Origin of the sequence: Burkholderia sp. EMB26 (genome assembly GCF_024730645.1) — a bacterium.
GTDB lineage: Bacteria > Pseudomonadota > Gammaproteobacteria > Burkholderiales > Burkholderiaceae > Burkholderia > Burkholderia cenocepacia.
Genome location: NZ_CP078070.1, coordinates 825,078 through 841,893, shown reverse-complemented (window position 1 = coordinate 841,893; position 16,816 = coordinate 825,078). Strand labels below are relative to the sequence as shown.

General features: G+C 66.6%; 10 protein-coding genes. 3 read left to right on the top strand and 7 right to left on the bottom strand.

Annotated elements, in window-relative coordinates; all coding sequences use genetic code 11:
* Positions 1 to 104: 104 nt before the first annotated feature.
* The 3 genes from KU887_RS03945 (at position 105) to cysC (ending at position 2,231) form a co-directional block, all read left to right on the top strand.
* Positions 105 to 434 (top strand): carboxymuconolactone decarboxylase family protein, encoded by a 330-nt coding sequence (locus tag KU887_RS03945; protein WP_258254565.1) that lies wholly within the window; start codon positions 105 to 107, stop codon positions 432 to 434.
* A 201-nt stretch (positions 435 to 635) separates the two neighbouring features.
* On the top strand, positions 636 to 1,469 hold the full coding sequence (locus KU887_RS03940) for a class II glutamine amidotransferase (RefSeq protein WP_034200961.1): 834 nt from the start codon (positions 636 to 638) through the stop codon (positions 1,467 to 1,469).
* Between the two features lie 198 nt (positions 1,470 to 1,667).
* Complete coding sequence (gene cysC / locus KU887_RS03935) at positions 1,668 to 2,231, top strand: adenylyl-sulfate kinase (RefSeq protein WP_258255528.1); 564 nt, start codon at positions 1,668 to 1,670, stop codon at positions 2,229 to 2,231.
* A 110-nt stretch (positions 2,232 to 2,341) separates the two neighbouring features.
* Here the strand turns inward: cysC and KU887_RS03930 are convergent, their stop codons facing one another.
* The 7 genes from KU887_RS03930 to KU887_RS03900 all read right to left on the bottom strand — a co-directional run bounded on the left by KU887_RS03930 (position 2,342) and on the right by KU887_RS03900 (position 16,476).
* Positions 2,342 to 3,016 (bottom strand): N-acetyltransferase, encoded by a 675-nt coding sequence (locus tag KU887_RS03930; protein WP_258254564.1) that lies wholly within the window; start codon positions 3,014 to 3,016, stop codon positions 2,342 to 2,344.
* Entirely contained in the window at positions 3,013 to 4,341 is a 1,329-nt protein-coding gene (locus KU887_RS03925) for an aminotransferase class I/II-fold pyridoxal phosphate-dependent enzyme (protein WP_258254563.1), read from the bottom strand. Before KU887_RS03925 ends, KU887_RS03930 begins: the two co-directional genes overlap by 4 nt.
* Positions 4,342 to 4,405: 64 nt before the next feature.
* Positions 4,406 to 5,323, bottom strand: a complete 918-nt coding sequence (locus KU887_RS03920) for a UDP-3-O-acyl N-acetylglycosamine deacetylase (protein ID WP_258254560.1) — start codon at positions 5,321 to 5,323, stop codon at positions 4,406 to 4,408.
* Positions 5,320 to 12,957, bottom strand: a complete 7,638-nt coding sequence (locus KU887_RS03915) for a type I polyketide synthase (RefSeq protein WP_258254558.1) — start codon at positions 12,955 to 12,957, stop codon at positions 5,320 to 5,322. Before KU887_RS03915 ends, KU887_RS03920 begins: the two co-directional genes overlap by 4 nt.
* 3 nt (positions 12,958 to 12,960) lie before the next feature.
* Positions 12,961 to 14,490, bottom strand: coding sequence for an LTA synthase family protein (locus tag KU887_RS03910; RefSeq protein ID WP_258254557.1), 1,530 nt, complete (start codon positions 14,488 to 14,490; stop codon positions 12,961 to 12,963).
* On the bottom strand, positions 14,487 to 15,278 hold the full coding sequence (locus tag KU887_RS03905; RefSeq protein ID WP_080324047.1) for an SDR family oxidoreductase: 792 nt from the start codon (positions 15,276 to 15,278) through the stop codon (positions 14,487 to 14,489). The genes KU887_RS03910 and KU887_RS03905 overlap by 4 nt, the downstream gene beginning before the upstream one ends.
* A complete protein-coding gene (locus tag KU887_RS03900) occupies positions 15,271 to 16,476 on the bottom strand; it encodes a capsule biosynthesis protein (RefSeq protein ID WP_080324048.1) in 1,206 nt (401 codons plus the stop codon). The genes KU887_RS03905 and KU887_RS03900 overlap by 8 nt, the downstream gene beginning before the upstream one ends.
* Between the last annotated feature and the right edge of the window lie 340 nt (positions 16,477 to 16,816).

Here is a 16,816-nt window from a genome sequence, read left to right as displayed (position 1 = left end):
CTCTAACGTATCGAAACCCTCAGCGCGAGCGATCAGAATAGCGTTGCATCGCACGAGATCGCGGCACCCGCCGCCCTCCTCACTCTTCTCGACAAGGACGCATCATGCTGAACTGGAACGAATACCGGAAGGAACTCTCGACGCGTATCGGCGACATCGCCAGGCTGTCGCCCGATACGCTGGCCGGCTACAAGACGCTGTCCGGCGCCGGGGCCAAGACCGGCCATCTCGACGCGAAGACGCGCGAGCTGATCGCGCTCGCGGTGGCCGTCACGACACGCTGCGACGGTTGTATCGCCGTGCACACGGCCGAAGCGGCCAAGCATGGCGCGACCAAGGAGGAAGTGGCGGAAGCGCTCGGCGTCGCGATTGCGCTGAATGCCGGCGCGGCGCTCGTCTATTCGGCGCGAGTGATGGACGCGCTCGGCGACTGAGCCGGCGGGTGCGGCACGATCAGCGTGCCGCACCGCATTGCATCGTATGGCGTTGCGTGGTGCCGTGGCCGCATGGCCGGGCGGCTGCGCATCGCGCGTACGGGCCCGCCACGTATGACGATTGTGGGCGACTTGCCTGGACGCGCCTGCGTCGCGGAGTCGGCTACCATGCGCGAACGATACATCGTGAAGGAGCGCTTCATGTGCCGCTGGCTCGCCTATACGGGTAATCCGATCCATCTGGAAACCGTGCTGTTCCGCGCGAAGCATTCGCTGATCGACCAGAGCCTGCATTCGGAGCTGGGCGCCACGACCACTAACGGCGACGGCTTCGGCATCGGCTGGTACGGGCATCCCGACGAACTCCCGTTCCGCTATCGCTCCGTGCATCCCGCGTGGAACGACCGCAACCTGCGCGAAGCCGCGCGTGCGATCCGCTCGCGGATGTTCATCGCGCATATTCGCGCGGCGACCGACACGCCCGTTCAGGAAACCAACTGCCATCCGTTCCGCCACGGCCGCTGGCTGTTCGCGCACAACGGGCTGATCCGCGATTTTCACAAGCTGCGCCGCGACTTGACGATGAAGGTCGATCCCGCGCTGTTCCCGACGCTCGAAGGCTCGACCGATTCCGAGTTGATGTTTCGCCTCGCGCTGACGTACGGCCTCGAGCAGGCGCCGCTGCCCGCGCTCGAACGAATGGTCGGTGTGGTCGAGGAAACCGCCGCGCGGCATCGCGTGGCGGACCCGCTCAACATGACGATCTGCGCGACCGACGGCGAACGGATCGTCGCGGTGCGTTACTCGAGCGAGCGGCAATCGCGCTCGCTGTTCCACAGCACGTCGTTCAAGCATCTGCACGAACTGTATCCGCACAACCCGCGTATCGCCGAAGCCGGCGATGATGCGTTCATGGTCGTGTCGGAACCGCTCGTCGACCTGCGTGGCGCGTGGGAGGAAGTGCCGGAAGGGATGGCGATCGTCGCGCATGGCGCGGATGTGCAGCAGCGACCGTTCGCGCCGCGGCACAAGTAGCGGCCGCGCCGTTGATCGCGTCGAATGGAGAAGCCAAACGTATGCGGGGGAACGAATTCGTGAAAAAAGAGCGGATTGCAAACTTTCCGGCGCGTTACAATTGTCAACAGCAGTTAACGAAGTTCGCACAAAACCGCTGCACGACGTCCGCACCTCCCATCGGAAATGATCCAAGATTCCAGAAATCAGCCATTCGCCATGATGGCGGACCATGAATCCACACATCCTCGTCTGAAACAGCATCGAGCCTTCGTGGTGTGGCTGACCGGAATCTCCGGCGCAGGCAAATCGACACTGGCGAATCTGCTAAAGGAACAGCTCGATGCGCGCGGGCTTCGCACGTATCTACTGGACGCCGATCGTCTGCGTGAGGGACTGAACCGGGATCTCGGATTCAGTGACGCCGACCGCCATGAAAATATCCGACGGACCGCCGAAGTGGCCAAATTGCTGGTGGATGCCGAATTCATCGTCATCGCCGCGCTGATCTCACCGTTTCAGGAAGCACGCGAGAAGGCCCGTGCTCGCTTCGACGCCGGCACGTTTGTCGAGGTCTTTGTCGACGTTGCACTGGACATCGCCGAGGCACGCGACCCCAAGGGACTTTACGCGCAGGCCCGACAAGGCACCATTCGCCAGTTTACCGGCATCGATTCCACCTATGAACGGCCGCGATCACCTGACGTGCACGTCCGAACGGCCGAGGCCAGTCGTTCAGAGTGCGTGGACGCGATCCTTCGGAAACTGCCGCTCGACAACTGACGCCGTCGAGATGGCCATCGCTACATGGTTGTCGGCTCGCTGCGAAGGGAACGGCACGCACTTCCGCGCGTGCCACCCATGTGCAGAAGCGGTCAACGCCAATCGCGCCATCAGCCTCGGCCCGCAAACCTCATCCGAACCGAATCAAGCTCACCCGGCAACCTGCGCGAACGCGCGCGCCGTCGCGGCAGCGCGACGAACCCCAGGCGTTCGTACAGCGCCCGCGCGCGCACGTTGCGCGTCAGCACGTCGAGCACGACATCGCGGCCGCCATCGGCCGGCAACGCGCCGGTATCCAGCGCATCGCGAAACAGCGCGCTGAAAACGCCGGTGCCGCGCTGACGTTCATCCGTCGCGCAATGCGCGACGAGGATCTGCGAACGCTTCGGCGCCGGGAGTTCCGTTTCGAGGATCAGCCCGCGCAGCAACTGGCCGATCGTGCGGCGCACGCCAAAGAAGCGCACGAGCGCCCATACGATGTGCACGTCGTCGAACGCCGTTCGCCGCCCGTCGTGAATCGCCATCACCGCGAGCACCGCGCCATCGTCGGCCACTGCGACGCGATGCCGGCGCCACGAGAAACGTCCGTGGTGCGACCGGAACGCCTGCTTCAGAAACGCGATGCAGCGCGCGTCGCTTTCGCCGAGAAAGAAGCCGAATTCGGCCACGCCGGACGCGAACACAAGCGGCGCGCACGCGGCCGCGTCATCCGCACCGGCCGCGCGACACCGCGCCGGCTCGCCGGCGCGTGGAACCGCGTGCGCGACCGCAGCGACCTGCGTCACGCGCCGCGCCCCGCAAGGCGCGACAACACGCCCACCGTCCGGCTGATCTGCTCCGGCTCATGCGTCGAGCAGATGAAAAAGCGCAGGCGCGCGGCCTTTTCCTCGACGGCCGGATAGAAGATCGGCTGCACGTTGATTCCTTCGTCGAACATCGCATTCGCCCACTGCGCGGCCTTCAGCGAACTGCCCGTGATCACCGGCACGACCGCGTAGCCGGCGCTCGTGCCCGTATTCAGCCCGGCGGCACGCGCCTCGGTCAGGAACTGCCGGCCGCGCGCCTGCAGTCGCGCGACGCGCTCCGGCTCGGCCTGCAGGCGTTCGAGCGCGGCCAGCGACGCTTCGGCGAGCGTCGGCGCGAGCCCGACGCTGTACAGGAAACCCGGCGCGAGATGGCGCAGCATGTCGACGAGCGGCTGGCAACCGGCGATGAACCCGCCGCAGCCGGCGAGCGTCTTGCTCATCGTGCCCATCCACATGTCGACCTGGTCGGGCGCGACGTCGCAATGCTCGCGGATGCCCTTGCCGGTCGCGCCGAGCACACCGAGCGAATGCGCCTCGTCGACCAACAGGAACGCCCCGTGGCGCGCCTTCACGTCGACGAAGCGCTGCAGGTCGGGGAAATCGCCGTCCATGCTGTACAGCCCCTCGATCGCGATCAGCACGTGCCGGTATTCGCGGCGCACGCGCGACAGCAGTTCGTCGAGCGCCTGCCAGTCGTTGTGCGGGAAGCTCAGCCGCTTCGCGCCGCTCAACTGCGCGCCCTGCACGATGCTGTTGTGCGCGAGCGCATCGTGGACCACCAGATCGCCTGGGCCGAACAGCGCACCGATCACGGTCACGTTGGTCGCATGGCCGCTCACGAACGCGACGCAATCGTCGGTCTCGTAGAACGCGGCCAGCGCACGCTCGAGCGCGCGCTGCACCGGACGCTCGCCCGCGACCATCCGGCTCGCCGAGGCCGAGGTGCCATAGCGATCGATCGCGGCTTTCGCGCGCGCGGACACCGCCGGATCGCCGGCCAGGCCCAGATAGTTGTAGTTTGCGAAGTTCAGGTATTCACGGCCGCCGATCTGCGTGGTCGCGCCGGCGACGCCGTCGTGCACGCGGAAAAACGGCGACTCGACCCGCAGTTTCTCGCCCATCTCGCGCATGATCCGGACCTGCTGATACTGCGGCATCGATTCGAAGCGGCTGCGTGCCGACGCGGTCTGCGCCGCCGACGTGCCGGGCACGCCGGGCGCCGCCGCGGCGTCGGTCGCGCGCTCCAGTTGCCGTTTCAGCGCTTTCGCCGCCAGTTGCTGGCGAAGATGCTCTCCCAGTGCCATTGCTTCCTTCGCTTTATCTCGAAAAGCCGCTATGTTACGCCGCGTATTTTTAAAAAGCGTGGTGTCACGCGTCGGAAAACTCGGCCCACTGCCATGCATCGGGCGCGGCCAATAGCGCATCGACCAGCCGGAAATTCATCTCGTGGCTCGGCCGCAGCGCGCTCACGCGCGCGAGCAGCGGCGCACCGGCGAGCGCGAGATCGCCGATCAGGTCGAGCACGCGGTGCCGGACGAATTCCTCCGGCAGCCGCATCCCGCCCAGCACGCGATTGCCGACGATCGACGCGGTGCACGACGGCCGCGCGCCGCGCAGGATCGGCACACCACGAAGATAGCCGGCGACGATCGCGGGCACGGCCCACTTCACGCGCCCGTACGAGCGCGACGGCGCGATGTCGGTCGCAAACGCGGCCGGCGTCAGCGCGCCGTCCCAGTGCATGTCGCCGAAACCGCGCAGGTCGTTGCGCACGCTCAGTTCATAACGCGGCGCCGGCTCGATCCGCATCTCGCGCCGCTGGTTGCCGTCGCCGTCCGTGACGACGAGCGGCCGCAGCACGCGGATGAAGCGTTTCGGCGCATCGAGCGCGACGCGGCCGCACGCGCGGATCGCGTCCACCCACGGTGTGGCGCTGCCGTCGAGAATCGGCACCTCTTCCGCGTCGAGCTCGACGATCGCGTGATCGATCTCGCACGCGAGCAGCGACGCGAGCAGGTGCTCGATCGTGCGCACGCCGATGCCATCAGCATTGCGCAGCATCGTGCAGAGCGGCTGCGCGCGGCGCAGCGCGGGGTCGACCGGCAACGTTGCGAGCGTGCGCCCGTGCTCGACCCGACGGAACACGATGCCCGTCACGCCGTCTTCCGGATGCGCAGGCAGAATCCGCACGCCGACCCGGCGCCCCGTATGCAAGCCGTGCCCGTCGATCGTCAGCGGGCGCGCCAGCGTGCCCTGCCGCGTCGCCCAGCCGGTCGGCGCGCTCACCGCGCCACCTCCAGCGACGGCGATACCTGCTCGGCAACCGGCGCCGGCTGCGCATCGAGCATCGCGCGCGCTTCGCCGTCGATCGCATGCTTCGCGGCGAGTGCCGCGACGGCCTCCTGCGCGGCATCGGCCGCCGACGCGACATCGCAGCCGGCATCGGCCGACGCGCCGATCGAATCGACGATGCGGCCGGCCAGCGTCGTCACCGACGCGCCTTCGGCGATCGCCATCACCGACAGCTTGACCTCGAACGCTTCCTCGACCGCAAGGCCGAGCTCCATCCCCATCAGCGAATCCATGCCCATGTCGAGCACCGACTTGTCGAGCGCGATGCGATCGGGCGTCATGTGCAGAATCCGCGCGATCTGCGCCTGCAGCGTTCGCGCCACCAGCGCGATCGCTTCGTCGCGCGGCAACGCGAGCACTTCTTCACGCAGTTGCGTGCCGCCTTCGCGTGCATCGCCGCCCTTCGCCTGCGATTGCAGCAGCGCATACCGGCGCGCCTTCGCGGCCGGCATTCCGCGCGCCACCGCGTGCCAGTCGAGCCGCACCACCGCTTCGCCGGCCGCACCCGCCACCAGCACGCGCTCGAGCGCGGCCATCGCCTCGTCGGACGTAATCGAGGCACCGCCGATCCGCGACTGCAACGCTTCGCGCGTATCGGCGTGGCGTGCGAGGAAGCCGACATCCTCGAGCGGCCCCCACGCCATGAACGTGCCGGGCAAGCCTGTCGCGCGGCGATGTTCGACCAGTGCCTCGAGGAAGGTATTGGCCGCGACGTAGTTCGATTGCCCCGGATTGCCGAGATAGGTGGTCGCCGACGAATAGACGACGAACAGGTCGAGCGGCAGCCCGCGCGTCGCGCGATGCAAGTTCCACGCGCCCGCCACCTTGGGCGCGAGCACCGCGGCCATCCGCGCGTCGTCGAGATTGCGCACGAGGCCGTCGTCGATCGACATCGCGGAATGCAGCACGCCCTTCAGCGGATGGGCGCGCCGGGCGATCGCGGCAACCATCGCGTCGACTGCCGCCGCATCGGTCACATCGCACGACACGACGTCGACGGTGACACCGAGCGTGTCGCGCCAGCGCGCCACCTCCTCGCGCGCCGCGGCGGCGAGTTCGCCGGAACGGCTCGCCAGCGTCAACCGGCGTGCGCCGTGCTCGACCATCCAGCGCGCGCTCGCGAAGCCCAGGCCGCCCGTGCCGCCGACCACCAGGTAAGCGCCATGCGGATCGAGCGCGAGCGCTTCTGCCCGCGCGACGCCGCGCGTCGGCGCGGGCGTGCCCGACGGATAGGTCACGAGCACCTTGCCGATCTGGCGCGCCTGCTGCATGTAGCGAAACGCATCCTCGGCCCGCTCGGCCGGGAACGCGCGATACGGCAACGGATGCAGCACGCCTGCCGAGAACAGCGCCATCACTTCGCCGAACAGCCGCGCGGTCAGCTCCGGCAACGCACCCATCAACTGGTCGGCGTCGATGCCGAAATAGCTGATGTTGTTGCGGAACGGCCGCAGCCCGATATGGCTGTTTTCGTAGAAATCGCGCTTGCCGAGTTCGAGGAAACGGCCGAACGGACGCAGCGTATCGATGCTGCGCACCATCGCTTCGCCGGCGAGCGAATTCAGCACGATGTCGATGCCCTCGCCGCCCGTCATCGCGCGAATCTGGTCCGCGAACGCCAGGCTGCGCGAATCGAGCACGTGATCGGCGCCGAGCAGGCGCACGAACTCGCGCTTCTCGTCGCTACCGGCCGTCGCGAACACTTCCGCGCCGAAGTGGCGCGCCAACTGGATCGCGGCGATCCCGACGCCGCCCGCGCCGCCGTGCACCAGCACGCGCTCGCCGCGGCGCAGCCGCGCGAGTTCGACGAGTGCGTAGTACGCGGTGAAGAACGTCGTCGGCACGGTCGCCGCTTCCTCGAACGACAGGCGTTCGGGTTTCGGCGCGATGGCCTGCGCGCGCGTCCTGACACGCGTCGCGAACGACGCCGGCGCGAAGCCGAGCACCGCATCGCCCGGGGCGAACTTCGTCACTGCCCTGCCCACCCGGACGACGCGGCCCGACAATTCCATGCCGATCGTCGCGCCCGCGAAGCCGGTCTCGACCGCCTCATCGGACAGGAGCCCCATCGCATACATCACGTCGCGGAAATTCAGGCCGGTGGCCACCGGCTCGATCTCCACCTCGTCGTCGCCCAGCGCGCTTTCCGGCAGCGCGAACCATTCGAGATTGCGCAACGAGCCCGGTGCGTCGAATGCCAGCACCGACGCGCGTGCAATCGCGCCGTCGCTGCGCGCCGCGGCCTGTGCGGCCGTCAGCATGCGCGGTACCAGCCGCCCGTGCGCGCTCAGCACGACTTCTTCCTCGACCGCCGCGCCGGTCAGCTCGCGAATCAGCGCATCGGGAATCCCGTTCGCCGCGGGGTCGACGTCGATCAGGCGGCACGCGAGTTCGGGATGCTCGTTCGCCAGCACGCGACCGAGGCCCCACAGCGTCGCCTGTTCCGGATGCGCGTTCGCGGCGCCGGCGAACGGCGCGCCGCCGCGCGTGACGACGGTCAGCCGCGTGGCCGCGTTCGGCTGCGCACCGAGCGCGCGCACCAGCGCCGCCAGCGCGATCACGCCGTGACGCAGCGCCGCCATCAGGACGTCTCCGGTCGTCGTATCGGCAAGCGGCGTTTCCGGTGCGCAAAACACGACATGCGCGGGCTGCCCGACCGGCAACGACGCGATCGCATCGGCTGCGTGCGTGAAGTCGACGATGTCGGCCGGATAGCCGGCGTGCGCGAGCGCATCGGCCAGTTTCCCGCCGAAACCGCCGGCCTCGGCCGGGGCGTGCATCACGAGCCATTGTTCGCTGCGGGCGAGCGTATCGAGATCGCTCGCGTCGCTGCCGCGCTGCGTGGCCGACGTGCTCGCCGGGTTGCGCGCGACGACGAACGTCGGCGTGCCGTCCAGATCCAGCGCCTGCTCGACATGCCGCACGACGTCGGCAAAGCCCGCACGCGCGAGCGCCGCCTCGAGATCGGTCGGCGCCAGCGGGGCGGGTTCGTCAGCTTCCGTCAATACCGCCTGCGGGGCGAACACGATGTCGGAGAAACGGCCGCGACGCGACTCCGCCAGCAGCAGCAAGCCGCCCGGCGCGAGCCACGAGCGCATCGCATTCAGTGCATCGGCCAGATCATGCCGCCCGCTCAGCGCGCGGTTCGCGACGATCAGGTCATAAGGCCCGGCATCGTCGGCGGACAGCGACAGCCGTTCGCCCGGCTGCAGCGCGACCGTACGCACCGCGGCTTGCTCATCCGTATCGAACCCGGCCAATTGGCCGGCCGTCGCGGCGATCGTGTGATCGCAGCGCGCGGCGGCGAGATGCATGCCGAGCGTCTGCAGCACGTCGCCGTCCGTCGCGCCCAATTCGAGCACCCGCAGCCGGCGCGCCGGTTGCCACGCGTCGACCGCCTGCTCGACACCGGCCGCCAGCAGCGCATGCACGTGCTGCCAGGTCGGCGATGCGGCAAGCAACTGTTCGACCAGGCTGTGACCGGTCGGCGACAGCCAGCGTGCATCGTCCTTCGCGCCGCTCAGCACGTCGGGCAACGCCGCGCCGCAATGGGCAAGCAGCGTCAGCTCGGCCACGTGCCCCGGCGATTCGGCCAGCAGCCCGCGCCACAGGTCGTCGAGCGGCGGCAGCGCCGCGCACGCCGCGTCGTCGCGAACGAGACGCGCGCCGTCACGCACGGCAAGACCGTCCTCGACCAGCATGTCCGCCAGACGCGCGGCCAGCGCCGCCCGCTCCGGTGCGGGCTGCCACGTGCCTGCGAACACGCCGAGCGCATCGAACGCACGGAGCACGTACAGGCTTGCCAGCACGTCGAGCAGCGGCAGGATCTCGGTCAAATGCTGCGTCCGACGGCCGTCGAGCCCCGCGGCATCGACGCGCGCGACCGCTTGCGCGAGCAACGTGTCGGGCGCCGGCAACGCGGCCGCATCGACGTCGGTCGGCAACGGCATCTCTTCGAGGCGGTAGACGAAACGCGAAGGCAGGTTCTGGCGGCGGCCGACGAGGTCCACGCGCCGGAACCGGCAGCCACCGAGCCGCGCGACGATCGCGCCCTGCGCATCGAGGAATTCGAACTGCGCGACGATCGAATGCGGGCTACGCCGATCGATCCGCGCGAGCACGCGGGCGACCGTGTCGCCGCGCAGGTAGTCGACCCGGCCGATCTGCACCGGCACGTAGGCCGGGTGCTCGCCATCGCGTGCATGCGCCGCCAGCAAGGCGAACAGCGGATGAAATCCGCTGTCCATCAGCGCCGGATGCAGCAGATAGGCGGACAGCGCCCGCGCATCGCCGCACTCGGCCGGCGCGGCGATGTCGGCCAGCGCGGCGTCCTCGTCCGCGGCGACCCGCACGGTGCGCACCCAGCGGAACGCCGGCCCGTAGCCGAGGCCGATCGCCGCCGTATTCGCATACAGCGTGTCGCCGTCGGCGGCCGGCAGCGCGAGCAGGTGCTCGAGCGTCGCGGCCGGCACGACGCTCGCGGCGCCGAGCGCGTTACCGCTTTCGAGCATCCGTCCCGTCACGTTCAGCGTCCATGCGCCGTCGGACATCCGGTCGCGCGTCTCGATCGTAAACGTCGCGGTGCGCGGCTCGATCACGAGCCGGAACAGCTTCGCCTGCTGCGGCTGGAACACGACCGGCGTGCGGATCTCGACGTTTTCGAGCGCCGCATCCGGCGTATCGAAGAAGGTGCGCGCCGCGGCGAGCGCCATTTCCACGTAGCCGGCGCCCGGGAATGCCACGCCGCCGTCGACGACGTGATCGGCCAGCATCGGCAGCTTCGCCGGATCGAGCTGGTTTTCCCAGCCGAACGCGTGTTCGTGCAGCCGATAGCCGAGCAGCGGATGCTCGCGGCGGCGATTGACGAGACCATAGCCCTCGACGGTCGGCGTCAGCCAGAAGCGGTCGCGCTGCCACGGATACGACGGCAACGCCGCACGCGCCGCGCCGGGCGCGAAGCGGTCGGGATCGACGTTCGCGCCGTGCGCGATCGCCGCGAGAATCGCCTGCCGCAGCGTCGCCGCGCTGCCGTGGTCGCGCTTGAGCGTCGGCAGCACCGCGCCGGTCACGCCGGCGGCCGTCAACGCCTGCTTCACGTAGGTGCGCAGGATCGAATGCGGCGACACTTCGACGAACAACCGGACGCCCTGCTCGATCAGGTGCGCGATGCCGTCGCCGAAGCGCACGGGCTCGCGGATATTGCGCCACCAGTAGCGCGCATCCAGTTCGTTGCCCGCGAGCGCGCCGCCGGTCACGGTCGATACGAACGTGCCGTTGCCCGGTTGCGGCCGCAAGCTGGCCAGTTCGGCGAGCACGACCGGCTCGATGCGATCCATGTGGCTGCTGTGGAACGCATAGTCGAGATCGAGCATCTGGAAGAACTTGCCGCTGCCGCGCAGCGCCGCCTCCAGCGCCTGCAAGCCCTGCAGCTCGCCCGCGAGCGTCACCGCGTCGGGGCTGTTGATGCCGGCCACCTCGACCCGGCGCACCAGTCCGTGGCGCGCGATCAGCTCGCGCGCGGCCGCCTCGCCGATGCCAACGGCCGCCATCCGGCCGCTGCCGCGCGTCATCGCCTGGGCGCGGCTGCGGATCTTGATCACGCGCACCGCGTCGGCGAGCGACAGCGCACCCGTCACCCACGCCGCTGCAATTTCGCCGACGCTGTGGCCGATCGCCGCGTCGTAGCGCATGCCGCGCGCGTCGATCACACGAATCATGCCGACCTGGATCGCGAACAGCAGCGGCTGCGCGTTCTCCGTCGCGGCGAGCCATTCGGCGCCCGCGCCGGCCAGCCATTCCGCGCCCGGGCCGCCGCGCATCACGTCGACGAGCGACGGGCTGCCGTCCTCGCACCACAGCGCGTCGACTTCGTCGAGCGCCGCACGGAAAACCGCGTTCTCCGCATAGAGTTCGTTGCCCATCCCGACCCACTGGCAACCATTGCCCGAGAACACGAGTGCGGTACGCAGCGCGTCCGCGGGCGCCTGGCCGGTTGCCACGCAGGCCGGCAGCCCTTCCTGTGCCGGCTGGGCCAGTGCCGCCAGCGCCGCGCGGCCTTCGGTTGCATCGACCGGCGCGACGATCGCGCGATGTTCGAGCCACTGGCGACGACGGGCGGCCGCGGCGGCCAGCGCCTGCCAGTCGCCGCCGTTCTCGAGCACGGCCAGATAGCGGCCTGCGAGTGCCGCGAGCGCATTCGCGCTGCGAGCGGTCAGGACGAGCGGCGACGGTTGTGCATGAGCCGGCTCGGGCGCTGCCGTCGGCACGTCGTTTGCGACCGGCGCCTCGGTCAGTACGACGTGGGCGTTCGTTCCACCGAAGCCGAACGAGTTGACGCCGACCGTCAGCGGTGCGCCGCCCGCGTCGAGCGGCATGTAGCGATCGACGACACGCAGACGGCCGCCGTCGAAATCGATCCCGGGATTGGGCGTGACGAAGTGCAGCGAGCGCGGCACCGCGCGATGCTTCAGGCACAGCACGGCCTTCAGCAAACCGGCCATGCCGGACGCCGTCTCGAGGTGCCCGATGTTGGTCTTCACCGACCCGATCAGCAGCGGACGATCGGCCGGGCGCTCGCCCGACACGACGTCGATCAGCGCGCGTGCCTCGATCGGGTCTCCCACTGCCGTACCGGTGCCGTGCGCCTCGAGATAGGCGAGCAACTGCGGATCGATGCCGGCGCGCGCGTACACGCTGCGCAGCAGCGACGCCTGCGCGGCCGCGCCCGGCACGCTGATCCCGCCCGGCGAGTGGCCGACCGAGTTCACGCCGGAACCGGCGATCACTGCGTGGATCGTGTCGCCGTCGGCCAGCGCGCGATCGAGCGGCTTGAGCAGCACGAATGCGCCGCCTTCCGAGCGCACGTAGCCGTCGCCGGTCGCGTCGAATGCGCGGCAACGACCGCGCGGCGACAGCATCGACGCCTTGGAGAAGCTGACGAAGCCGAACGGATGCAGCAACAGGTTGACGCCGCCCGCGAGCGCCACGTCGGCTTCACCGGACTGCAGCGCCTTGACGGCTTGATGGAGGGCGACGAGCGACGACGAGCAGGCGGTGTCGACCGACATGCTCGGGCCGCGCAGATCGAACAGGTAGGACACGCGGTTCGACGCGATGCTCAGCGTATTGCCGGTCGCCGAATACGGATCGATCACGTTCAGATCGTCCATGTTGCGGTTGCCGTAATCCGTGCCGGCCACGCCAACGAACACGCCGCAGTTGCTGCCGCGCATATCGGCCGGGCGCACGCCGGCGTCCTCGAACGCTTCCCATGCGAGTTCGAGCAGCAGGCGTTGCTGGGGGTCCATCTGGGCCGCTTCGCGCGGCGAAATGCCGAAGAACGCGGCGTCGAAGCCGGCGACGTTGTCGAGCACGCCGGCCGCGAACGTGTAGCTCTTGCCCGGTTCGCGTTTGGACGGGTGCTGGTAGAAATCGGTACCGAAGCGGTCGGCGGGGATTTCGGTCACTGCGTCGCGTTCGTCGCGCAGCAGTTGCCAGAAGTCGCCAAGATTGTTCGCGCCCCCGGGAAACCGACAAGCCATCCCAATTATTGCAATCTTACTGTTCATCTTTTATGTCGCTTTCTCGGATGCGTGCGGCTGTTCCGCGCGATTTCCGTCATCTTGTACCACATGCAGCAGCGCCGCCCCAAGCTCTTCGGCTGCCAAATTCCGGCATTCGGGAGTATCTGTGCCGTAATTTCGCCAAATGAAGTAGTCGCTGGTTTGGGGAGAAACGCCCAGTTTATCGAATACGTGCGGTAGAGCTGGAACGTGGTCGCCGTAAAAGCAAACGACTGTTTCACGATCGCTGCTGCGCAAATGATCGAGCAGGCGCCCGATCATTGCGTCTGCGTTTTCAATGTGCCGCAAGTAGGCTGTCAGGTCGCGCCAGGATGCGTCTTCGCCAAGAGTATGCCTTGAACGCGATTCCTCCGGTAATACCTTCTCCAGGTGCAGTGGGCCGTGGTTTTCCATCGTCATCGCAAAGATGAAGCGCGGTTTGTCGCACTTGCTTTCCAGCGCGGCGATCACAGCGTCGAGCACGGCTGCATCGGAGATATACGGGCCAGCGCGCGGCGCGTCGGCAAAGTATTCGATGTCGAGAAATGTGTTGAATCCGAGCAACGGAAAGACACGATTGCGACCAAAGAAATCGGCGTAGTACGGATGAATCGCCAGCGTTTCGTAACCGCCGCGACCGAACCAGCTTGCGATCGACGCGCACGCACGGCGCATGAACGCATACGGATAAAAGCGCGCGTAGCCGAGGCGGTCGAACGGCAGACCGGTCAGCATCGAGAATTCAGTGCGCATCGTGTTTGCGCCCCATGCCGGCACCGAAAGCTCGCCATAGCAGATCGCTTCGCGTCTCGCCCGATCAAATTGGGAGAGCACGGCAGGCGCAATCGCTGGTGAAATGCGTCGCACGTCAAAGAGCGATTCGCTCTGGATCATGATGACGTCGGGGCGTTGCACCGACGTACCTGAGACGAAGGGCCCCGCTTCGACCACGCGCCGGAAGGCTTCGAATGTCGCGGGACGCATGCCGTTCAGCAAGTATGCGATGAAGACTGCGAAAAAACCGTGACGGCGCTGATCTTCCTCGGCGTCGAGCGCCAATGGGAGGCGAGCTGCAATGTATCGCGCCAGTAAGAATGTAAAAGCAACAACGGCCGCCAGCGCGAGCACCGGACGCGGCGTGACGGGCGCCTCGGCGAGAAAGCCTGCGACGACGAGCACGATCCCTGCGCCGATCGCCACGACCTTGCCCGCGCTCAGGAACGGCAGATAGAGTCGTGGGTGCGAGAACAACTGGCTGAAGAGGCTGAGATCGGTAAAGACGAACGGTTCGCGCAGGGATTCATATTTGGCGTTGCTGACGACCGCGACGAGCCCGACCAGCGCGACCGCGACAGACGACGAAAAGATCGGACGCGCGGTGGCAAGCAGCATCAGCGCCGCAAGGAACACGATGGAAGCCACGTGCAACAGCAGCGCATCTGCGCGACGCCGCAACGACGCACGTGGAACTGCGATCAGGTCCGGCAGAAACGATATGCCTGCCGCAACGGCGAACGCGAGCCAGATAGCGTCCGTCAATTTATGTCTTCCTTGCCAGGCAGATACGAAAGCTTGTCGAGAATCGCATCGGCCAGCGTGATGGGCAACACGGTCAGGATGCGCATGCCGAACGCAAGCAGCCCCGGGAATGCAATTTCTGCACGGCCGGCATCGAGCTTCCTGCGGATGTATGCGGCGGCCTGATCAGCAGTCCACATGAACGGCTTGTCGCCGGGGAAAACGTCGCTCATCGACGTCTTGACGAAACCGGGAAGAATGACCGAGACACCGATACCGTCGCGCTTCAACAGCGGACGAACGGAATCGGCATAAGCCTTGATTGCCGATTTGCTTGCGCAGTACGCAGGCGAAATCGCCATGCCGCGAAGCGCGGCGAGGGAACTGACTGCGGCGATGCGGCCGTGCTTGCGGGCACGCATGAGCTCGACAACCGGGAGGATCGTATGCATCGCACCGTAGAAATTCGTATCGACGACGGTGGTGATACGGTCGAGGTCCTCCCAGTCTGATGCGGAGGACAGCGTGCTCGCGACACCGGCGTTGGCGATGAACAGGTCGATCGGATACCGATCGTCGAAACGATGTAGCCACTCGCGAATCGAATCGGACTCTCGGACGTCGACGATGCCGACGATCACATTTGCACCACGCGTCCTGCACGCCACCGCAGTCGATTCGAGCTGCGCTTCGTTCCGGCCAACGATGCCCAGCACGGTACCGGGTTGCGCATATGCGAGCGCCAAAGCGCGGCCGATGCCCGCGCTCGCGCCGGTGACAACGACGTGTCGCACTGGCGACTTAGTCATCCGTATGCTCTAGCCGTGCAACCGCGCCGGCAATCGCCATCGTAATACCGGTCCGGGTGTAGAAATCACCGTTGATCTGCGTGTGATGCATCACGTAGTCGAGGAACGCGTGATAGAGGTCCATATCTGGCGGGACGCCTCCAAGCCAAAAGTCATCGAGATCACCCTGCCAGGTCAGACCGCTGAAATTGTAGATAGCCGAGCCGAGTGCAACCAGCGGCCGCTTGTGGTGCAGCGCAGACAGACCAACTGTGCTGTTGATAACCACAACCCCGCGCGCGCGGTCGAGCAATGTCGGAAGATGGCCGGCATCGATGAAACGGATCCGATTCTCCATGCCTGCGGCACGCGCAATTTTAAGCGAAAAATTGCGATATTCGATCAGCCCCGTATCCAGCGGGTGATTTTTGATGACCAGCAACGCATCCTGCGGGGCATGTCGCGCGAACGACTCCAAAACATGACGGATCGCCGCGCGAATTCCATCAAAAGATGAATGCACGACGATTTGCGCATCCGAATTCAATTGCAGCGGAAACAAGTAGTAAATCCGCTCCCCATCGATCAATTCGCGTGTAACCATCTCCGCTTCACGTCGATGCTTGCGCTGCAGCAGCATCCGAACGGCGAGTCCCGAATATTCGAGAAAACCGTTCTTCGGTCGGTGACTGCGGTACTTCGGAAACCGGGGCCAGCATACCGTGTTCGCAAAGCGATACGTGATGTCGTGAAACGCGCGCTCGTACAGGTTATAGCCGGTGGCCCGCCATTGCTTGGCAGGCGGCGTCACGCTGCGTTGCCGCAGATACCATGCGGGGTCACGCGGCAGCAGCGAGCGCCCGTTGACGCCATGTCGCTCCAGCGTGATCCAGTGCGGACGGACGTAGCCTTCTTCGAATACATGGACGCGCAGGCCGTGTGCTGTCGAGACCGACAGCATCTCGCGATGGATATCACGGCAGTCACCGAACATGATGACGTCGGTGATCGCTTCTCGCCGCACGATATTGTCATACCATTGCGGTAAATTCCCAACCTCACCACTATAATTCAAGACGGTCCCCACCCCACCATACAGCAAGTCCCCACCGCAAAAATTGACACGATAGACGGCAAACCCCTTGTCCTGGAGCGCGCGTGAAAGCCGATAGAAAAAAAGCGAGGCAGTGCCTTGCAGCACGAGAAACGAGCGCGGCATCTAGGTAATTGTATGGAAGCCCGGAAAGCACGAAATATTGACGTAATGTGTTTGTAAGTATTGCGTGATGAACACAAAGCTTCGTGCCAGACTCTCTGGCTGTATGAGGCGACAATGACTGCCGGAGGTGTGGAGGATACCTCATTGCATTACAAACGAGAAATATCTGTCATCGTCAAAAAAACGACATATCTCGTCCGCCAAAAGGGGATTTCGTCCGTTCGTCACATTCTTGCGGGTCAGCCCGCTCGACGTCGAGCTGGCATCTACGCCAGTCACCCCTCATGCGCCCCTCCTCCGCCGTCTCGCGTCTTATGGGATCACGCACTTGCGGCCTCTC

Coding starts and splice junctions, on each gene's coding strand:
- KU887_RS03945 (WP_258254565.1), top strand. CDS start 105: ATGCTGAACTGGAACGAATACCGGAAGGAACTCTCGACGCGTATCGGC.
- KU887_RS03940 (WP_034200961.1), top strand. CDS start 636: ATGTGCCGCTGGCTCGCCTATACGGGTAATCCGATCCATCTGGAAACC.
- cysC (WP_258255528.1), top strand. CDS start 1,668: ATGATGGCGGACCATGAATCCACACATCCTCGTCTGAAACAGCATCGA.
- KU887_RS03925 (WP_258254563.1), bottom strand. CDS start 4,341: ATGGCACTGGGAGAGCATCTTCGCCAGCAACTGGCGGCGAAAGCGCTG.
- KU887_RS03915 (WP_258254558.1), bottom strand. CDS start 12,957: ATGAACAGTAAGATTGCAATAATTGGGATGGCTTGTCGGTTTCCCGGG.
- KU887_RS03905 (WP_080324047.1), bottom strand. CDS start 15,278: ATGACTAAGTCGCCAGTGCGACACGTCGTTGTCACCGGCGCGAGCGCG.
- KU887_RS03900 (WP_080324048.1), bottom strand. CDS start 16,476: ATGCCGCGCTCGTTTCTCGTGCTGCAAGGCACTGCCTCGCTTTTTTTC.